This is a genomic window from Streptomyces sp. NPDC004134, from assembly GCF_042874195.1.
GTDB lineage: Bacteria > Actinomycetota > Actinomycetes > Streptomycetales > Streptomycetaceae > Streptomyces.
In genome coordinates, this window is the sequence record NZ_JBIAMS010000012.1 from 117,872 (window position 1) to 136,549 (window position 18,678).

Consider the following 18,678-nt stretch of genomic DNA (forward strand, 5'->3'; position numbering starts at 1 on the left):
ATCAGAAGTAGCCTTCGCGCTTGCGGTCTTCCATGGCGGCCTCGGACATCTTGTCGTCGGCCCTGGTGGCGCCGCGCTCGGTGAGGCGGGTGGCGGCGATCTCGGCGATGACCTTCTCGATGGTGTCGGCGTCGGAGTCGACGGCACCGGTGCAGGACATGTCGCCGACGGTGCGGTAGCGCACCGTGCGGGTCTCGACGCGCTCGCCCTGCTTGGCGCCGCCCCACTCGCCGGGGGCGAGCCACATGCCGCTGCGGAGGAAGACCTCGCGGCGGTGCGCGTAGTAGATCTCCGGGAGCACGATCTTCTCGCGGGCGATGTACTGCCAGACGTCCAGCTCGGTGAAGTTGGACAGCGGGAAGACCCGGACGTGCTCGCCGACGGCGTGCTTGCCGTTGTAGAGCTGCCACAGCTCGGGGCGCTGGCGGCGCGGGTCCCAGCCGCCGAACTCGTCGCGCAGGGAGAAGATGCGCTCCTTGGCGCGGGCCTTCTCCTCGTCGCGGCGGCCGCCGCCGAAGACCGCGTCGTAGCGGGCCCCCTCGATGGCGCGCAGCAGCGGCACGGTCTGCAGCGGGTTGCGGGTGCCGTCGGCGCGCTCCTTGAGCTCGCCGCGGTCGATGAACTCCTGGACGGAGGCGACGTGCAGCCGCAGGTTGTGCTGCGCGGCGACGCGGTCGCGGTACTCCAGCACCTCGGGGAAGTTGTGCCCCGTGTCGACGTGCAGCAGCGCGAACGGCGGCGGGGCCGGCGCGAACGCCTTCAGCGCCAGATGGAGCATCACGATGGAGTCCTTGCCGCCGGAGAAGAGAATCACCGGACGCTCGAACTCCCCCGCGACCTCGCGGAAGATGTGCACCGCCTCGGACTCCAGCACGTCCAGGTGCGGCAACTGGAAGTCCTGGGCGGCGGCCTGCTCGAACTGGCTCATGCGAGACCTCGTTCCACCAGTGCGGCGTGAAGCATCGCCGCGGATTCTTCGACACTCTGCTCGTGCGTGGGGATGCGCAGATCGGGGTCCGCGGGCGGCTCGTACGGGTCGTCCACGCCGGTGAGTCCGGAGATCTCGCCGGCCGCCTGCTTGGCGTAGAGGCCCTTCACGTCGCGCTCGGCGCAGACGTCGACAGGCGTGGCCACGTGCACCTCCACATACGTCGTACCCTCCGTCTGGTGGCGCTTGCGCACCGCCTCGCGGCTGTCCGCGTACGGGGCGATCACCGGCACGAGGACCTTCACGCCGTGCGACGCGAGAAGCTCGGCGACGAAGCCGATGCGCTGCACGTTGGTGTCGCGGTCACCCCGGGAGAAACCGAGTCCTGCGGTGAGGAATTCCCGGATCTCGTCGCCGTCCAGCACCTCCACCCGGTGGCCGGCGTCCCGGAGCCGCTCGCCGAAGGTGCGCGCCAGCGTCGTCTTGCCGGCGCTGGGCAGGCCGGTGAGCCAGATCGTGGCGCCGCGCGCGTGTACGCCGTCGGCGCCGGGTGCGTTGTCAGGCACTCCCACTCCCGTGAATCTCCTCGAAAAGTGCCTCCCACTGCGGATGGACCGCCTCGGGAGTGTAGGAGCGCGACGTCTGCAGTGCCGCCGCTCCCATGTCGGCCCGTAGGCCCTCGTCGTCCATGAGCTGCCCCATGGCCTCGGCGAGCCCGTCCACGTCCTTCCGGGGCACCAGCAGCCCGTCCTTCCCGTGGGTGAGCACGTCGGCGGGGCCCGTCGGGCAGTCGAAGCTGACCACGGGAAGTCCGTGGGTCATCGATTCGATCATCACCATGGGCAGGCCCTCGAACCGCGAGCTGAGCACATAAAAGGATGCTCTCGCAAGTTCGTCGTCCAGTTTGTGCGTGTGCCCCATCAGAAAGACGTGGTTGTACAGGTGGTTCTCGTTGATCAGCCGGCGCAGCTCGGCCTTCTTCTCGCCGGTGCCGAAAATGCGCAACTGCCAGTCGGGGAACTTCTCCACGAGCTGCGCCCACGCGGGGATCAGCATGTCGAAGCCCTTCTGGGGGAAGAGCCGGCCGGCGGCCACGGCGACGTGTTCCGCGTAGGTGGTCAGTTTCTTGTCGCCGGTGTGCACGGCGTTGGGGATGCGGACGACGCGGGTGCCGGGCAGCAGCTCCTGGTAGTCCTCGCGGTCACCGTGGGTGAGGACGGCGACGGCGTCGAACCGCGGGTACTCGCGCTGGATGGCGGTGCGGATGTCCGACGGGTGCGTCCCCAGGTTCATGTGCTCCTGGGCGATCTTGTGGCAGGAGCGCGGGGTGAACCGGGCGGTGAGGAAGTTCAGCCCGGGCCGGGTCGGGACGATCACGGCGTCGCGCTGCCGCTCCAGCCAGTCGACGACGGTGTCCTCGACGTGGCGGTTGTAGCGCTCGTACGCGAACTCCCCCGACGGGATGTGCCGGGGCGGCTGCCCCTCGCGCTCGACGCGCTTCTCCGCCGCCCGGGGGCCGGCCGCGGCCAGCTCCGCCTCGCGGGCGGCGGGCCGCTGGTCGACCAGGGTGGTGACGGTGACCTTCGGGTGGAGGGGGAAGTGGAACTCGTCGCGGGTGCGCTGCATGCTGACGATCTCGACGTCGTGGCCCGCGGCGGCCATGGACCCGGCCTGGTTGAACACGGTGCGGATGGTCCCGCCCGTGCCGTAGGCGTGCATGAGCAGATAGCGGATCTTCATGAGGCCGGCAGTACCTCGACGGAGAGGTTGTCCTTGATGGTGTAGTACGGCTTGACCTCGACGTCGGCGCCGTCGATCTGGGCGGGCTGCCCGGGGTAGACCATGATGTTCTTCTTTCCGGTGATCCCGTCGAGGTGGCGGCCGGCGCGCAGCCGGACCTCCGCGTCGCCCTCGCCCGCGGCCAGGTGGATGTCCCACTGGGCCGGGGTGGTCAGCCCCGCGGGCGCCAGGTCGGTGACGGGCACGGTGACGTCGAACCCGCCGTCGGCCATTCCGGCCGGATAGCGCAACTGCTGGTCCTCGTGGTCGCGCCGGACGAGGAGCATCTCCCAGGAGCCGGTGCCGCCGTCGGTGACGCCGTGCAGGCTGCCGGTGAGGCGTACGGAGCCGTCGCGGGGCCAGACCTCGGCGATCTCGGCGTGCGGCTCGCGGGCGGCGGCCGCGGCGTCCCGGTCTTCCGCCCGGCCCTCGATGTAGCTCCAGGCGGCGCTGATCTCGCGCAGCGGCTCGGGGATCTCCTCGGCGGTGGGCAGCGCGCGGCCGGCCTGCACCTGGCCGCTGCGGATCTTGTCCTTCCAGTCGCCGAGGCCCTTCTTGTAGCCGGCCTGGTTCTGGGAGCCGTAGTCGAGCATGCCGGGCTCGAAGTCGATCTCCAGGTAGGAGCAGATGCCCTTCATCGCCGACTCGGGGTCGTCGGTCAGCTCCTCGTAGCGCACGACGTGCCCCGGCAGGGCCTGGCGGGCGCGTTCGGTGGCCCGCATGTAGCGCAGCGCGTCGAGTGCGGCCTCCTCCTCGGTGCGCTTCTCCGGGTCGGCCTCGTACCAGGAGCTGGCGATGGAGGCGGGGTGGCGGAGCAGGAAGATGAACCGGGCGTCGGGCCAGCAGGCGGCGATGCGCTTGTACGCGAACGTGTTGCTGGGCGTCTTCTCCACCAGGAAGTCCTTGCCGGAGCGGACCAGCTCACGGTGGAGCACCCGGTCCCAGATCAGGTGCTCCAGGTCGCCGCGCTCCAGCCCCAGCTCGGCCATGGCGCGCTCGGCGAGCTTGGTGCTGGTGGTGACCTCCAGCCGGCGGAAGTGCAGCTCGTGCGCGGAGTGCAGGCGCGAGTGCGCGTTGAGGAGCAGACGCAGCAGGGTGGAGCCGGAGCGTACCGGCGACATGATGAACACCGGCCGCCTGAGCAGCCGGTCGACTTCGGGGTCCTCCGGGGGGCGGTACGCGACCTGGGCGACCGGCTTCTGCTCCACGGGCTCCTTGGCCGGGGCGGGTTTCGGGGCAGGCGCATGCGGCAGCCCGGCCTTGCGGATCTCGAAACCCGTGGTCGCGCCGAGCTTGTGATTGAGCTTCCGGAGGAGGTTCATGCGCCCCGAGGCTAGAAGGCGTTTGTGAGACGAGCAACGTACCCGCGCGGCATGTTCGCTAAACACGCAGGTCATAGCTAGTTTGATTGATGCGGAGTGGTGCTGGTCACAGCGACCTCGGGGGGCCCGCGCAGACCTGCGGGATCCCGTCCCGGGCACTGCCTCGCACCGCCCGGACGGGTGAATTCCGCACGCGGCGCCGGCGCCGCCAGGGTGAGGGGGTGCTGAGAAGCATGAGAGCGCGATGAGAGGGGACGGCCCCGGGGGCGGCCGCTCTGAGCGTATCGGGTGAACGATTCTCATGGGCTTCTCATCCCCGGCGCCGCGGCGGTGTCCCGCGGCGGGACACGCGGGCGGGCGGCGGGAGTTCGGACCCGCGGGCGGCGCGGTCGAAGGTGGTGCCCGTGCCGGACGGACCGGCACGGAAGGGATATCTCACCATGAACGTCACGATGAAGCGCGCCGCGGTCACCGCGGTCGCGGCGCTGGCGGTACTGCTGGGCACCGCGGGCGCGGCGAGCGCCGCCGAGGGGCACGCCGCGCCGCAGCGCCCGTGCGCGGCGCAGGCCAAGCACGTCTCGCACGGTCCGGCCGGCCAGGCGGGCCAGGCCGGCAAGCGGGTGCACGTGAAGGACGTGCCCCGGGGGCACTGCAAGAAGGCCAAGCGGACGCACGCCCACGGGGACCGCGGGCCGGTGAAGAAGGTCGTCGTCAGGGACGGGCTGAGGGCGCCGCGCCGCTGACGCCGCCCGGCGGCGGCCGGCGGTCCGGGCAGGCCCTGTGCCCCGGCCGCTCCGGCCGCCGCCGTGCGCCGGTCCGCCGCGGGGTCAGGCGTCGCGCAGCAGGCAGGTGAGCCGTGCGGTGCACACCCGGCGGCCCTCCTCGTCGCTGACGACGATCTCGTATGTCGCGGTGGACCGGCCGCGGTGCAGCGGGGTGGCGACGCCGGTGACCACGCCGGCGCGCAGGCCCCGGTGGTGGGTGCAGTTGAGGTCGACGCCGACCGCGACCTTCGCCGGGCCGCCGTGCAGCATCGCGCCGACGGAGCCGAGGGTCTCGGCGAGCACCGCGGAGGCGCCGCCGTGCAGCAGCCCGTACGGCTGCGTGTTGCCCTCCACCGGCAGCGTGCCGACGACGCGCTCGGGCGCCGCCTCCAGCACCCGCAGGCCCATGCGCTGCCCGAGGGCGCCGGCGGAGAACAGCTTCTCCAGGTCGACGCCGACGCCGGCGAACTCGTCGAGGATCTCTCGGGGGAACTTCGTGGTGTGCTCGCCCATGGGCGCCCGGCTCCGTCCTTTACACCGTCGTGTCGGGCTCCACCGTAGACGCGGCCGGTTCCAGCCTGACCACCAGGGACTTGCTCGTGGGGGTGTTGCTCGTGTCCGCGGTGGAGTCCAGCGGCACCAGCACGTTGGTCTCCGGGTAGTACGCGGCCGCGCAGCCCCGGGCCGTCGGGTAGTGCACGACGCGGAAGCCGTCCGCGCGCCGCTCGACGCCGTCGTGCCACTCGCCGACGATGTCCGCGTACGCGCCGTCGGCGAGGCCGAGGTCCGCGCCGTCGTCGGGGTGGACGAGGACGACGCGGCGCCCGCCGCGCACGCCGCGGTAGCGGTCGTCCAGGCCGTAGATCGTGGTGTTGTACTGGTCGTGGCTGCGCAGCGTCTGCAGCAGCAGCCGCCCCTCGGGCACCTCGGGGTACGTCACCGGGCCCGCGGTGAAGTTGGCCTTGCCGGTGCTCGTGGGGAAGCGGCGCTCGTCGCGCGGGGCGTGCGGCAGGGTGAAGCCGCCGGGGCGGCGGACGCGGGCGTCGAAGTCCTCGAAGCCGGGCACCACGCGCGCGATGCGGTCGCGGATGCGCCCGTAGTCGCCGCTGAACTCCTCCCAGGGCGTGGCGCTGTCCTCCCCCAGCACCGCGCGGGCCAGCCGGCAGACGATCGCGACCTCCGACAGCAGCGCGTCGCTCGCCGGGGCGAGCCGGCCGCGGGAGGCGTGCACGACGCCCATGGAGTCCTCGACCGTGACGAACTGCTCGTGGCCGCGGCCGTCGGGTCCCGGCTGCCGGTCGCGCTCGGTGCGGCCCAGGGTGGGCAGGATCAGCGCGCGGGCGCCGGTGACGACGTGGCTGCGGTTGAGCTTGGTCGAGACGTGCACGGTCAGCCGGGCGCGGCGCATCGCGGCCTCGGTGACCCCGGTGTCGGGCGAGGCGGAGACGAAGTTGCCGCCGACCGCGAAGAAGACCTTGGCGGCGCCGTCGCGCAGCGCGCGGATGGCGCGTACGACGTCGTAGCCGTGGTGGCGGGGCGGGTCGAAGCCGAACTCCTTCTGCAGCGCGTCCAGGAAGGCGGGGGCGGGGCGCTCGAAGATGCCCATGGTGCGGTCGCCCTGGACGTTGCTGTGGCCGCGCACGGGGCAGACGCCGGCGCCGGGGCGGCCGATGTGGCCGCCGAGGAGCAGGAAGCTGACGATCTCCTTGATGGTGGGCACGGCGTGCTTGTGCTGGGTGAGGCCCATCGCCCAGCAGACGACGATCTTGTCGGCGGCCAGCACCAGTTCCGCGGCGCGGTCGAGGTCGGCGGCGGTCAGGCCGGTGGCGCGCTCGGCGTCCGCGTCGGCGTAGCCGCGGGCGGCGGCCGCGTACTCCTCGTAGCCGTGGGTGTGCTCCGCGACGAACTCCTCGTCGACGGCCCCGGCGCCGGAGTCCTGCGCGGCGAGGACCCGCCGGGCCAGGGCGCGGAAGAGCGCCTGGTCGCCGCCGACGCGGACCTGGAGGAACAGGTCGGTCAGCGGGGTGCCGCCGCGCGCGAGGCCGCGCAGGGTCTGCGGGTTCTTGAACCGGACCATGGCGGGCTCGGGCAGCGGGTTGACGGTGATGACGCGGGCGCCGTTCTCCTTGGCGCGCTCCAGCGCGGTCAGCATGCGCGGGTGGTTGGTGCCCGGGTTCTGGCCGGCGACGATGATCAGGTCGGCCTGGTGGAGGTCGTCGAGCAGGACGCTGCCCTTGCCGACGCCCAGGGTCTCGGTGAGCGCGGAACCGGACGACTCGTGGCAGAGGTTCGAGCAGTCCGGCAGGTTGTTGGTGCCGAACTCGCGGGCGAAGAGCTGGTAGAGGAACGCGGCCTCGTTGCCGGTGCGCCCGGAGGTGTAGAAGACCGCCTCGTCCGGTGAGTCGAGGGCCTTCAGTTCCTCGGCGACGATGGCGAACGCCCGCTCCCAGGAGACCTGCTCGTACGTCTCGGCGCCCTCGGCGAGGTACACGGGATGGGTGAGCCGGCCCTGCTGGCCCAGCCAGTAGCCGCTGCGGCCGGCGAGGTCCGCGACGGGGTGCGCGGCGAAGAACTCGGGGGTGACGCGGCGCAGCGTCGCCTCCTCGGCGACGGCCTTGGCGCCGTTCTCGCAGAACTCGAAGGTGTGCGGCCGGTCCGGGTCGGGCCAGGCGCAGCCGGGGCAGTCGAAGCCGTCGCGCTGGTTGACGCGCAGCAGGGTGCGGGCCGTACGCCGTACGCCCATCTGCTCCTGCCCGGTGCGCAGCGCGTGCGCGATGGCGGCGGCGCCGACGGCCGACTGCTGGGGCGGGGTGACCTCGGGGGCGTCCTGCACGGGGTCGCCGACGGGCGGTTTGCCGGCCATGGCGGTCACCCTTTCTGGTGTGGGACGTACGGGACCGATCCTGCCATGCCGCACCGTCACGGGCTCCGTTGTCGGTACGGCATGGCAGGATCGGGGCCGTGGCTGAGAACGCATCGAAACCCCGTAAGCCCAGCAGCCCCCGCCTGATGCTGCTGGACGGACATTCCCTGGCATACAGGGCGTTCTTCGCGCTACCCGCGGAGAACTTCTCCACCGTCAGCGGGCAGGTCACCAATGCGATCTACGGCTTCACGTCGATGCTGTCGAACACGTTGCGTGACGAGGCGCCGACGCACCTGGCCGTCGCCTTCGACGTCTCGCGCAAGACCTGGCGCTCCGCGGAGTTCGCGGACTACAAGGCGAACCGGTCGTCGACGCCCGACGACTTCAAGGGCCAGGTCGAGCTGATCGGCGAGCTGCTGGACGCGATGAACGTGCCGCGCTTCGCCGTCGAGGGCTTCGAGGCGGACGACGTGATCGCCACGCTGGCCACGCAGGCCGAGGCCGCCGGGTTCGAGGTGCTGATCGTCACCGGCGACCGGGACTCCTTCCAGCTCGTCTCCGACCAGGTGACGGTGCTGTATCCCACCAAGGGCGTCTCCGAGCTGACCCGCTTCACCCCGGCGAAGGTCGAGGAGCGGTACGGCCTGACGCCCGCGCAGTACCCGGACTTCGCCGCCCTGCGCGGCGACCCCTCGGACAACCTGCCGGGCATCCCGGGCGTGGGCGAGAAGACCGCGGCCAAGTGGATCAAGCAGTTCGGGTCGTTCGCGGAGCTGGCCGAGCGCGCCGAGGAGGTCAAGGGCAAGGCCGGGCAGAACCTGCGCGACCACCTCGACGCGGTGAAGCTCAACCGCCGGCTGACCGAGCTGGACCGCGCCGTCGAGCTGCCCACCGGACCCGAGGGCCTGGAGCGCAAGCCGTACGACCGGACGTCGCTCCAGGTCGTCATGGACGCCTTGGAGTTCCGCAACCCCAACTTCCGCGAGCGGCTGTTCAACGCCGATCCGGGCGCCGCCGAGGCGGAGGTCGAGCCCGAGCCGGGCGTGCAGGTCGAAGGCCGGGTGCTGGCGACGGGCGAGCTGGCGCCGTGGCTCGCCGAGCACGGCTCCGCGCCCCTCGGCATGGCCACCGTCGGGACCTGGCAACTGGGCGTCGGCAGCGTCTCCGAGGTCGCGCTGGCCCATGCGGAGGGGCCCGCCGCGTGGTTCGACCCGGCCCGGCTGGACGCCGCGGACGAGCAGGCGTTCGCCGGCTGGCTCGCGGACGCCGGCAGCGCCAAGACGGTGCACGACGCGAAGAGCGCGATGCGCGTCTTCGCCGAGCACGGCTGGACGGTCGAGGGCGTGGCGATGGACACGGCCCTGGCCGCCTATCTGGTCACCCCGGGACGGCGGACGTTCGCGCTCGACGCGCTGTCGATCGCCTATCTGGGCCGCGAGTTGGAGCCCCCGGCGGCCGACGGGCAACTGGAGCTGGGCCTCGACGGCGCGGAGGGCGACCAGGAGGCGGCCGAGCGGGACGCGCTGATGCGCACGGCCCGTACGGTGCTGGACCTCGGCGAGGCGCTGTCGGAGAAGCTGGCGCAGGTCGGCGCGGCGGAGCTGCTGGGCGACATGGAGCTGCCGGTCTCCGCGGTGCTGGCCGGGATGGAGCGGGCCGGCGTCGCCGTCGACCGGGCCCATCTGGAGGCCATGGAGGAGCAGTTCGCCGGCGCGGTGCAGCAGGCCGTCCGGGAGGCGCACGACGCGGTGGGGCACGAGTTCAACCTCGGCTCGCCCAAGCAGTTGCAGGAGGTCTTCTTCGGCGAGCTGGACCTGCCGAAGACGAAGAAGACCAAGACGGGCTATACGACGGACGCCGACGCGCTGGCCTGGCTCGCCACCAAGACCGACCACGAGCTGCCGGTCATCATGCTGCGCCACCGCGAGCAGGCCCGGCTGCGCTCCACGGTCGAGGGGCTGATCAAGACCATCGCGGCGGACGGCCGGATCCACACCACGTTCAGCCAGACCGTCGCCGCCACCGGTCGGCTGTCCTCGACCGATCCGAACCTGCAGAATGTGCCCATCCGTACCGACGAGGGCCGGGCGATCCGGCGCGGCTTCGTCGTCGGCGAGGGGTACGAGTCGCTGCTGACCGCCGACTACAGCCAGATCGAGCTGCGCGTGATGGCCCATCTGTCGGAGGACGAGGGCCTGATCGAGGCGTTCGCGTCCGGCGAGGACCTGCACGACACGGTCGCCTCGCAGGTGTTCGCGGTGCCGCGCACCGAGGTCGACGCCGAGATGCGGCGGAAGATCAAGGCGATGTCGTACGGGCTGGCCTACGGTCTGTCCGCGTTCGGCCTCTCGCAGCAGCTCGGCATCGAGACGGCCGAGGCCCACAAGCTGATGGAGAACTACTTCGAGCGCTTCGGCGGCGTACGGGACTATCTGCGCCGCGTCGTCGACGAGGCCCGGGCCACGGGCTACACGGAGACGATGTTCGGCCGCCGCCGGTATCTGCCAGACCTCAACAGCGACAACCGCCAGCGGCGCGAGATGGCCGAGCGCATGGCGCTCAACGCGCCGATCCAGGGCACGGCGGCGGACATCGTGAAGCTGGCCATGCTGCGGGTGGACCGGGCGCTGACGGCGGCGTCGCTGCGGACGCGGCTGCTGCTCCAGGTGCACGACGAAGTCGTGCTGGAGGTGGCGCCGGGCGAGCGCGAGCGGGTGGAGGAGCTGGTACGCCGCGAGATGGCCGGCGCGGTGTCCCTGCGGGCGCCCCTGGACGTCGCGGTGGGCGTCGGCCCGGACTGGGAGTCGGCGGCGCACTGAGCGCCTCTCCCCCGGGCGCGGGCCGGGCACGGCCCGGTCCGCGGCTCCGCCGGCGGGAGCGGGAGTTGCGAGGCTCACCGCTGCCGCCTGCGGCGAGCAGCGGCGGCCGGGCGCGGCGTTCCGCGTGCGCGGGCCCACGCGCACGGCGATGCCCTGGTTCCCCACCCGGCCACCCCCGCCGGAGGCGCGCCTCCGCGGTGCGTCAGCTCACCGTGTCGTCCTCGCCGATGTGGTGGACGCGGACGAGGTTGGTCGAGCCGGGGATGCCCGGGGGGCTGCCGGCGGTGATCACGACCACGTCGCCCTTGCGGCATCGGCCGATCTTCAGCAACTGCTCGTCGACCTGCGCCACCATCTCGTCGGTCGTCTGCACCATCGGGCCGAGGAACGTCTCCACGCCCCACGTCAGGTTGAGCTGGCTGCGCGTCGCCGGGTCCGGGGTGAAGGCCAGCACCGGGATCGGCGAGCGGTAGCGCGAGAGCCGCCGCACCGTGTCGCCGGACTGCGTGAACGCCACCAGATAACGCGCCCCGAGGAAGTCGCCGATCTCCGCGGCCGCCCGCGCCACCGCGCCGCCCTGCGTGCGCGGCTTGTTGCGCTCGGTAAGCGGCGGCAGGCCCTTGGCGAGCATCTCCTCCTCCGCCGCCTGCACGATCCGGCCCATCGTCCGCACCGTCTGGATCGGGTACTTGCCGACGCTGGTCTCGCCGGACAGCATCACCGCGTCCGTACCGTCCATCACCGCGTTGGCCACGTCGGACGCCTCCGCGCGCGTCGGCCGGGACGCCTCGATCATCGAATCCAGCATCTGCGTGGCGACGATGACCGGCTTGGCGTTCCGCTTGGCCAGCTTGACCGCCCGCTTCTGCACCATCGGCACCTGCTCCAGCGGCATTTCCACGCCGAGGTCCCCGCGGGCCACCATGAGCCCGTCGAAGGCGTCGACGATGCCCTCCAGGTTCTCCACCGCCTGCGGCTTCTCCACCTTGGCGATCACCGGCACCCGCCGGCCCTCCTCGTCCATGATCCGGTGGACGTCGCGGACGTCCCGGCCGGAGCGGACGAAGGACAGCGCGATGATGTCCGCGCCGGCGCGCAGCGCCCAGCGCAGGTCCTCGCGGTCCTTGGTGGAGAGCGCGGGGACGGAGACGGCGACGCCGGGCAGGTTGAGGCCCTTGTGGTCGGAGACCATGCCGCCCTCGATGACCATGGTGCGGACCCGGGGCCCGTCCACGGCGGTCACCTCCAGCGTGACGCGGCCGTCGTCGACGAGGATCCGCTCGCCCCGCCCGACGTCGGCGGCCAGCCCGGCGTACGTCGTACCGCAGCACTGGCGGTCGCCTTCGACCGGATCGACGCTGATGGTGAATTCATCGCCCCGTTCGAGAAATACAGGACCTTCGCGGAACGTGGCCAGACGGATCTTCGGGCCCTGAAGGTCGGCGAGCACGCCGACGCTGCGCCCCGTTTCGTCCGCGGCCTTGCGCACCCGCGCGTAACGCTCCTCGTGCTCAGCGTAGGTGCCATGGCTGAGATTGAACCTGGCGACGTCCATTCCCGCCTCGACCAGGCCCTTGATCTGGTCGTATGTGTCGGTGGCTGGACCCAGGGTGCAGACAATCTTCGCTCGGCGCATACATTCGACTCTATGACTTACCGGCAGGTAGGGAACCGGGTATTGGCCATTCCCCAACGACATTTGAGCGAAGGTCTATTGAGATCGAGCTGACAACTAATAAAACGTGCGGGCCGCTGCTCTGATGAGCGCTTTCAGAGTTGCGGACGGGTCATGGTGAACCTTGCGTTCACCCGTGCGTAGACAGTCTGTCGCTGAGGTTCGAGGTCGAGCGCGGGGGCCGCCTCCCCGCCGGGTACCGCGAGGCCGCCGTAGCCCCGGGTCGCCTCCGTCGCCATCCACGCCTCCTGCCGCTCCGCGCCCTCGTCGGCGATCTCCAGCACGGCCGTCAGCTCGGCGCCCATCGCCTCCGCGTACTCGCGGGCCCGCGTCACCGCCTCCCGCACCGCCTGCTGCCGCGCCTCGCGGTGCACCGGCGAGTCCGGGCGCAGCGCCCACCACGGCCCCTCGACACTCGTGAGTTCGAGGTCGGCGGCCCGGGTGCTCAGCTCGCCGAGCGCGGTGAAGTCGCTGAACGTCGCGGCCAGCCGGACCCGGCCGTGGTAGCGGCGCACGCGCTCGCCGCGGCCGTGCCGGCCGAGTTCCGGGGTCACGAGCAGCGCGCCCGTCTCCAGCTTCTCGACCGCGTCGCCGTACGACCTGATCAGGTCGCGCGCCTCGGCGTTCCGGCGGGTCAGATCCTCCAGCGCGGTGCGCCGGTCGGTGCCGCGGACGGCGACGGTGACGGCGATCCGGGCGATCTCCGGGTCGACTTCGAGCCGCGCCTCGCCGCGGACGGCGAGGCGCGGCTGGTCCGGGGTGCCGTAGGGGGGCGGGGCGGAAGCGGGGGGCGGGTTCGTCATGCCCTTACTGTGCCAGGGTCCGGCGCGCGCGGGCCGGGGGGCGCCGGTTCACCGGGGCGTGCGCGCCGGGTCTGCCGGAGCCCGAAGGTGGTGAAGGCGGTACGGCTCGGCAGCGGGTACGGCTCCGCGCCGGTGACGTCGTCGAGGATGACGGCGCTGCGGTGCGCGGCCAGGCCCAGGTCGGGGGCGCCGACGCCGTGCGTGTGCCGCTCGGCGTTCTGGACGTAGATCCGGCCCGTGACCTCGGGGTCGAGCACGAGGCGGTGCCGCTCGTCGACCTGCGGACGGCCCGCGGCGTCGCGCTGCAGCAGCGGCTCCAGCGGGGCGAGGAGGCCGTCGAGCGGGCGCTCGCGGTAGCCGGTGGCGAGCACCACGGCGTCGGTGCGCAGCGTCTCGCGGGCGCCCTGCGCGGCGTGCTCCAGGTGCAGTTCGATGCGGTCCGAGCCGAGGCGGCCCGCGGTGCGTACGGTGACGCCGGGGGTGAGGACCACGTCGGGCCAGCCGCCGCCGAGGGTGCGGCGGTACAGCTCGTCGTGCACGGCGGCGATGGTCTCGCCGTCGATGCCCTTGTACAACTGCCACTGCCGGGGCAGCAGATCGTCGCGCACCTCCTCGGGCAGCCCGTGGAAGTAGCGCGCGTAGTCGGGCGTGAACTGCTCCAGGCCCAGCTTGCTGTACTCCATCGGCGCGAACGCCGGGGACCGGGCCAGCCAGTGCAGCCCCTCCGCGCCCGCGGGCCGGGCCCGCAGCAGGTCGAGGAAGACCTCCGCGCCGGACTGCCCGGCGCCGATGACGGTGACGTGCCCGGCGGCGGCGAGGCGGGCGCGGTGGGGCAGGTAGTCGGCGGAGTGCACGACGTCGGCCGTGGGCGAGCCGACGAGCGGGCGCAGCGCCTCCGGTACGTACGGCTCGGTGCCCACCCCCACGACGAGGTGCCGGGCGTGCGCGCGGCCCAGCGCGGCGGCCTCGCCGGCGGCGTCGAGCTGGGCGAAGTCGGCCTCGAAGAGGCCGCTTTCGGCGTTCCAGCGGACGTCCTCGACCTGGTGGCCGAAGTGCAGGCCGGGAAGCTGCCCGCTGACCCAGCGGCAGTACGCGTCGTACTCGGCGCGGTGGGCGTGGAAGCGCTCGGCGAAGTAGAAGGGGTAGAGCCGCTCGCGCACCCGAAGGTAGTTGAGGAAGCTGAAGGGGCTGGTGGGGTCGGCGAGCGTGACGAGGTCGGCGAGGAAGGGCACTTGGAGCGTGGTGCCCTCGATGAGCAGCCCGGGGTGCCAGCGGAACTCCGGGCGGCGCTCGTAGAACGCGGTGGTCAGCCCACGGACGCGGGCGGCGAGGGCGGCGAGCGAGAGGTTGAACGGGCCGATGCCGATCCCGGCGAGGTCCAGGGGGCGCCGGCGGCCGGTGTGCTCAGCGGGCATCGGGGACGGTTCCGTTCTCCAGTTCCTGCCGGGGCGAAGGGGCCGGTGCCCGGTGGGCCTCGGTGACGAGCTTGAGCAGGTTGCGCAGATCGCCCGGCTGGACATGGGGGTTGAGCAGCGTGGCCTTCAGCCAGCGCCGCCCGCCCGCCTCGGCGCGGCCGAGCACCGCGTGCCCGTCGTACAGCAGCCGCCGCCGCAGCGCGGCGACCGCGGCGTCGTCGGCGCCGGCGGGCCGGAAGAGAACCGTGGTCAGCGTCGGCGGCGCGTACAGCTCCAGCTCCGGGTCCTCCCCGACCAGCTCCGCGAGCCGCGCCGCCGCGGTGAACGTCCCCTCCACCAGCTCCGCGACCCCGGCGCGGCCCAGCGCCCGCAGCGTGACGGCGACCTTGAGCACGTCGGCGCGGCGCGTGGTGCGCAGCGAGCGGTGCAGCAGGGCGGGCAGCCCGGCGTCGGTGTCGTCGTCGGCGCTGAGGTAGTCGGCGGTGTACGCGAGCGGCGCCAGGTCGGCGTCGTCGCGTACGGCCAGGAAGCCGGCGGCGATCGGCTGCCAGCCCAGCTTGTGCAGGTCGAGCGCGACGGTGTGGGCCCGGTCGAGCCCGGCGACGAGGTGCGCGCGGCGCGGGGCGAGCAGCAGCAGCCCGCCGTACGCGGCGTCCACGTGCAGCCGGGCGCCGTGTGCCGCGGCGGCGTCGGCGAGCTCCGGCAGCGGGTCGACGGCGCCGGCGTCGGTGGTGCCGGCGGTGGCGACCACCAGCGCCGGGCCCGGGGCGCCGCCGGGACCGCGGACGTCCGCGAGCACGTCCCGTACGGCGGCGGGGTCCAGGACGCCGCGCGGCGTCGGCACGACGTGCGGGGCGCGCATGCCCAGCAGCCACGCGGCGCGCCGCACGCTGTGGTGGGCGTTGGCGCCCGCGACCACCTGCACGCCGGGGCCGAGGAGTTCGCGGGCGAGCAGCAGCGCGAGCTGGTTGGCCTCCGTGCCGCCCGTGGTGGCCAGCGCGTCGGGCCGGGCGGCGCCGGGGTGCACCTCGGCGGCGACGGCGGCGGCCACCTCGGCCTCCAGCTCGGCGGCGGCCGGGGCCTGGTCCCAGGAGTCCAGCGACGGGTTGAGCGCGCCGGCCGCGAGGTCCGCGGCCGCGGCGACGGCGAGCGGCGGGGCGTGCAGGTGGGCGGCGCAGTGCGGGTCCGCCGGGTCGGCGGCGCCTTCGGCGAGGACGCGGACGAGTGCGGCGAGGGCCGCGTCCGCGCCGACGCCGGTGTCGGGCAGCACGGGGCGGACGGCTTCGCGCACCCGCGCGGCGACGGCCGCCGGGCCGCCGGCGGGCAGCGGCCCCCGGCGGCGGTCGGCGCCGTCGCCGAGGGCGGCGAGGACGGTGTCGAGGTACGGGCGGAGGGCGCGGGGGCCGGCGGGGCCGCCCGCGAGGGCGGCTTCGGCGGCAGCGGGCATGCAGGCTCCTGAGGGCGCCGGTCCCGGAGGACCGGTGGTGAGGTGAGGCGGCCCTAACCTACTTCCGCCATTTCTCCGAAACGCACCGTTCTGCCCGGGAGTTCGCCCGTACGTGGGAACGCGTCAGGACGCGGAGGGACGCGTTCCACGATCTGCTACGGGGCCGGGCGCGACGCCGTTCCGGCAGCCCCGCCCGGCCCCGTGCCGCTACTCGCCCCCGGTGTCCGCCGCCTCGCGTACGCGCAGCGCCCGGCCCAGGTCGTCGAGCTGGTCGGCCAGCCGCCGCCGCAGCGCCGGCAGCAGGTCGTCCCGCTCCAGGCACTCCTCGCCGAGCCGCAGCGTCTCCGCGTCCACGAACCCCCGCGGGAACCCGGAGCGCCCCGCCGCCTCGGCGATGGCCGGGCCGCGGCGCTCGGCGAGCGCCGGGGTCTCGGCGAACCAGCGCGGCACGTACGGCGCCAGCACCTCGCGGTGCTCCGGCTGCCAGAAGCCCAGCGCGGTGGCGGTGAACAGGTAGTTGGAGAGCTCGGCGGCGCCGCCCGCGCCCCCGTACATCGACTCCCAGGCGGCCGCCTTCGCCCCGGCGTCCGGCAGCGCGGCGAGGCACCGCGCCGCGCCCTCCTGCGCCGACGCGCCGGGGTCGCGCGCCACCTCCGCCTCGATCCGCTCCGGGGTCACGGCGCCGAGGACGGCGAGCCGGGCGAGGCAGCGCCAGCGCAGGTCGGGGTCGAGCACGGGGCCGCCGGGCACGGTGCCGGCGGCGAGCCAGTCGCGTACCTCGTCGGGCTCGTCCGCGCAGTCGATGAGGGCGCGTACGGCCGCGAGCCGCAGCCCGGGGTCGCTGTCGTCGTCGGTGCGGCGCAGCAGCTCGCGGCAGGTCTCCGCGACCGTCGCGCGGGCCGCGGGGCGGTCCGCGTCGGGGACGTAGACGCCCGCGACCGGCCCGCGGGCGAAGGCCAGCACGCCCTGGACGACGGCGAGGTCGTCCTCGGCCGGCAGGTGCGCGGCGGCGGCTCGGAGGTAGTCGGCAGGCGGGAGTTCGGCGTCGCGCACCATGTCGCGGGCGGCGTTCCACAGCACGGCGCGGCTGAGCGGGTCGGGGATGCCGGACAGACAGCGCAGCGCGGTCTCCCAGGAGCCCTCGTCGAGCCGGATCTTGGCGTAGGTGAGGTCGCCGTCGTTGACGAGCACGAGGTCCGGCGCCCGGCCCTCCGCGGACGCGGACTTCAGCCCGAGGTCCTCGGCGAACTCCTGCGCCACCGTCTCGCGCAGCACCATCCGGCCCGGCTCGCCGGGGACCTCGTCGTAGAGGCCGACGTCCAGCCGGTGCGGGCGGCGCCCGGTGTGCTCCACCTCCAGCACCCACACGTCGTCCTCGCCCTGCCAGGTCTCCGGGCGGAAGGTGTCGACGCCGGTGGTGCGCAGCCAGGCGTCGGCCCACTCGGGCACGTCGCGGCCGGAGGCGCGGTCCATGGACTCGATGAAGTCGGCGAGGGTGGCGTTGCCGAAGCGGTGCCGGGAGAAGTAGTCGTCGAGCCCGGCGAAGAAGTCCTTCTCGCCCATCCAGGCGACGAGTTGGCGCAGCGCGGAGGCGCCCTTCGCGTACGAGATGCCGTCGAAGTTCTGCAGCGCGGAGGCGCTGTCGGGGACGCGCGGCGGGGCGACGGGGTGCGTGGAGGGCCGCTGGTCGGCGTCGTAGCCCCAGCTCTTACGGGCGATGGCGAAGTCGGTCCAGGTGCCGGTGAAGCGGGTGGCCTCGGCGAGGATCTGGTAGCCCATGTACTCGGCGAAGGACTCGTTCAGCCAGATGTCGTCCCACCAGCGCAGCGTGACCAGGTCGCCGAACCACATGTGCGCCATCTCGTGCGCGATGACCATGGCACGGGTCTGGCGCTCGGTGTCGGTGACGGCGGAGCGGTAGACGAACTCGTCGCGGAAGGTGACCAGGCCCGGGTTCTCCATGGCGTTGGCGTTGAACTCCGGGACGAACGCCTGGTCGTAGGAGTCGAAGGGGTACGGCTCGGCGAACCGCTCGTGGTAGCGGTCGAAGCAGCGCCGGGTGACGTCGAACAGCTCCTCCGCGTCGGCGTCGAGGTGGGCGGCGAGCGAGCGGCGGCAGTGCAGGCCGAAGGGCAGCCCGGCGTGCTCGGTGTGGACGGAGTGCCACGGTCCGGCGGCGACGGCGACCAGGTAGGTGGCCAGCGGCGGGGTGGTGGTCAGCCGCCAGCGCACACCGGCTTCGGGATCGGCGCCGGGACCCGCGTCCGCTTCCTGGTGGGCGATGCCGTTGCCGAGTACGGTCCAGCCGGCGGGCGCGGTGACGGAGACGTCGAAGACGGCCTTGAGGTCGGGCTGGTCGAACGCGGCGAAGGCGCGCTGCACGTCGTCCAGGAAGAGCTGGCTGTAGACGTACGTCTCGCCGTCGGCGGGGTCGGTGAAGCGGTGCACGCCCTCGCCGGTGCGCGAGTAGCCCATGACGGCCTCGACGCGCAGTTCGTGCTCGCCCTCGGCGAGTTGCAGCGCGAGCCGGTTGTCGTCGAGCGCGCCGGTGTCGAGGTCCCGGCCGTCGAGCGTGGCGCGTACCAGCTCGGCGGGCCGGATCTCCACGAACGTCTCCGCCGCCGCGCGGGCGGCGAAGGTGATGACGGTGCTGGAGCCGAAGACCTCCTCACCGCGCGTCAGGTCGAGGTCGACGGCGTAGTGGCGGACGTCCAGCAGGTCGGCGCGGAGCTGCGCCTCGGCGCGGGTGAGTGCGGGCATGGGCCTTATGCTGCCTCACGACCTGCGGGTACGACGACACCCGGGCGGGGTCGGGCCTCGAACCCGCGTCCGGGGCGCGGGCGGCGGGACTACGCTGCTC

The 18,678-nt window shown here is 73.3% G+C and carries 13 protein-coding genes; 2 read left to right on the top strand and 11 right to left on the bottom strand.

The features are described 5' to 3' along the window. Nucleotide 1: 1 nt before the first annotated feature. The 4 genes from cysD to ACFYVJ_RS17295 are packed head-to-tail and all read right to left on the bottom strand — an operon-like array spanning nucleotide 2 to nucleotide 4,029. A complete protein-coding gene (gene cysD / locus ACFYVJ_RS17280) occupies nucleotides 2-928 on the bottom strand; it encodes a sulfate adenylyltransferase subunit CysD (RefSeq protein WP_388892076.1) in 927 nt (308 codons plus the stop codon). Continuing rightward, nucleotides 925-1,494 (bottom strand): adenylyl-sulfate kinase, encoded by a 570-nt coding sequence (gene cysC / locus ACFYVJ_RS17285; RefSeq protein ID WP_388892079.1) that lies wholly within the window; start codon nucleotides 1,492-1,494, stop codon nucleotides 925-927. The genes cysD and cysC overlap by 4 nt, the downstream gene beginning before the upstream one ends. Further along, on the bottom strand, nucleotides 1,487-2,668 hold the full coding sequence (locus tag ACFYVJ_RS17290) for a glycosyltransferase family 4 protein (protein WP_388892082.1): 1,182 nt from the start codon (nucleotides 2,666-2,668) through the stop codon (nucleotides 1,487-1,489). The genes cysC and ACFYVJ_RS17290 overlap by 8 nt, the downstream gene beginning before the upstream one ends. Beyond that, nucleotides 2,665-4,029 (bottom strand): sulfotransferase family protein, encoded by a 1,365-nt coding sequence (locus tag ACFYVJ_RS17295; RefSeq protein ID WP_388892085.1) that lies wholly within the window; start codon nucleotides 4,027-4,029, stop codon nucleotides 2,665-2,667. Before ACFYVJ_RS17295 ends, ACFYVJ_RS17290 begins: the two co-directional genes overlap by 4 nt. 440 nt (nucleotides 4,030-4,469) lie before the next feature. Here ACFYVJ_RS17295 and ACFYVJ_RS17300 point away from each other — a divergent pair, with 440 nt between their 5' ends. After that, nucleotides 4,470-4,772, top strand: a complete 303-nt coding sequence (locus ACFYVJ_RS17300) for a hypothetical protein (protein WP_388892087.1) — start codon at nucleotides 4,470-4,472, stop codon at nucleotides 4,770-4,772. 84 nt (nucleotides 4,773-4,856) lie between these two features. Here ACFYVJ_RS17300 and ACFYVJ_RS17305 read toward each other — a convergent pair whose 3' ends face one another. Both ACFYVJ_RS17305 and ACFYVJ_RS17310 read right to left on the bottom strand, forming a co-directional pair. Beyond that, nucleotides 4,857-5,306 carry a PaaI family thioesterase gene (locus ACFYVJ_RS17305; protein WP_101425109.1) on the bottom strand — a complete coding sequence of 150 codons (450 nt, stop codon included), beginning with the start codon at nucleotides 5,304-5,306 and terminating at the stop codon, nucleotides 4,857-4,859. A 19-nt stretch (nucleotides 5,307-5,325) separates the two neighbouring features. Continuing rightward, nucleotides 5,326-7,656 (bottom strand): FdhF/YdeP family oxidoreductase, encoded by a 2,331-nt coding sequence (locus tag ACFYVJ_RS17310; RefSeq protein ID WP_388892089.1) that lies wholly within the window; start codon nucleotides 7,654-7,656, stop codon nucleotides 5,326-5,328. 146 nt (nucleotides 7,657-7,802) lie between these two features. On the opposite strand from ACFYVJ_RS17310, the gene polA reads away from it, so the two are divergent. Continuing rightward, on the top strand, nucleotides 7,803-10,478 hold the full coding sequence (polA, locus tag ACFYVJ_RS17315) for a DNA polymerase I (protein ID WP_388892308.1): 2,676 nt from the start codon (nucleotides 7,803-7,805) through the stop codon (nucleotides 10,476-10,478). Between the two features lie 202 nt (nucleotides 10,479-10,680). Here the strand turns inward: polA and pyk are convergent, their stop codons facing one another. From pyk to pepN, 5 genes are all read right to left on the bottom strand, one after another. Continuing rightward, the gene (gene pyk / locus ACFYVJ_RS17320; RefSeq protein ID WP_388892091.1) at nucleotides 10,681-12,114 is read right to left on the bottom strand and encodes a pyruvate kinase; all 1,434 of its coding nucleotides are present in this window, start codon (nucleotides 12,112-12,114) and stop codon (nucleotides 10,681-10,683) included. A gap of 134 nt (nucleotides 12,115-12,248) precedes the next feature. Continuing rightward, complete coding sequence (locus ACFYVJ_RS17325; protein ID WP_388892093.1) at nucleotides 12,249-12,956, bottom strand: SIMPL domain-containing protein; 708 nt, start codon at nucleotides 12,954-12,956, stop codon at nucleotides 12,249-12,251. Further along, nucleotides 12,953-14,371, bottom strand: coding sequence for a lysine N(6)-hydroxylase/L-ornithine N(5)-oxygenase family protein (locus ACFYVJ_RS17330; RefSeq protein ID WP_388892096.1), 1,419 nt, complete (start codon nucleotides 14,369-14,371; stop codon nucleotides 12,953-12,955). Before ACFYVJ_RS17330 ends, ACFYVJ_RS17325 begins: the two co-directional genes overlap by 4 nt. After that, entirely contained in the window at nucleotides 14,361-15,818 is a 1,458-nt protein-coding gene (locus ACFYVJ_RS17335; protein ID WP_388892099.1) for a pyridoxal phosphate-dependent decarboxylase family protein, read from the bottom strand. Before ACFYVJ_RS17335 ends, ACFYVJ_RS17330 begins: the two co-directional genes overlap by 11 nt. Nucleotides 15,819-16,025: 207 nt before the next feature. Next, nucleotides 16,026-18,578: an aminopeptidase N gene (pepN, locus tag ACFYVJ_RS17340; protein WP_388892102.1), complete on the bottom strand. Its 2,553-nt coding sequence runs from the start codon at nucleotides 18,576-18,578 to the stop codon at nucleotides 16,026-16,028. Between the last annotated feature and the right edge of the window lie 100 nt (nucleotides 18,579-18,678).

Bases quoted from the DNA above. Each gene is read 5' to 3' on its own strand.
- cysD (WP_388892076.1), bottom strand. From the start codon at position 928: ATGAGCCAGTTCGAGCAGGCCGCCGCCCAGGACTTCCAGTTGCCGCAC.
- ACFYVJ_RS17290 (WP_388892082.1), bottom strand. From the start codon at position 2,668: ATGAAGATCCGCTATCTGCTCATGCACGCCTACGGCACGGGCGGGACC.
- ACFYVJ_RS17295 (WP_388892085.1), bottom strand. From the start codon at position 4,029: ATGAACCTCCTCCGGAAGCTCAATCACAAGCTCGGCGCGACCACGGGT.
- ACFYVJ_RS17300 (WP_388892087.1), top strand. From the start codon at position 4,470: ATGAACGTCACGATGAAGCGCGCCGCGGTCACCGCGGTCGCGGCGCTG.
- ACFYVJ_RS17305 (WP_101425109.1), bottom strand. From the start codon at position 5,306: ATGGGCGAGCACACCACGAAGTTCCCCCGAGAGATCCTCGACGAGTTC.
- ACFYVJ_RS17310 (WP_388892089.1), bottom strand. From the start codon at position 7,656: ATGGCCGGCAAACCGCCCGTCGGCGACCCCGTGCAGGACGCCCCCGAG.
- polA (WP_388892308.1), top strand. From the start codon at position 7,803: ATGCTGCTGGACGGACATTCCCTGGCATACAGGGCGTTCTTCGCGCTA.
- pyk (WP_388892091.1), bottom strand. From the start codon at position 12,114: ATGCGCCGAGCGAAGATTGTCTGCACCCTGGGTCCAGCCACCGACACA.
- ACFYVJ_RS17325 (WP_388892093.1), bottom strand. From the start codon at position 12,956: ATGACGAACCCGCCCCCCGCTTCCGCCCCGCCCCCCTACGGCACCCCG.
- ACFYVJ_RS17330 (WP_388892096.1), bottom strand. From the start codon at position 14,371: ATGCCCGCTGAGCACACCGGCCGCCGGCGCCCCCTGGACCTCGCCGGG.
- ACFYVJ_RS17335 (WP_388892099.1), bottom strand. From the start codon at position 15,818: ATGCCCGCTGCCGCCGAAGCCGCCCTCGCGGGCGGCCCCGCCGGCCCC.
- pepN (WP_388892102.1), bottom strand. From the start codon at position 18,578: ATGCCCGCACTCACCCGCGCCGAGGCGCAGCTCCGCGCCGACCTGCTG.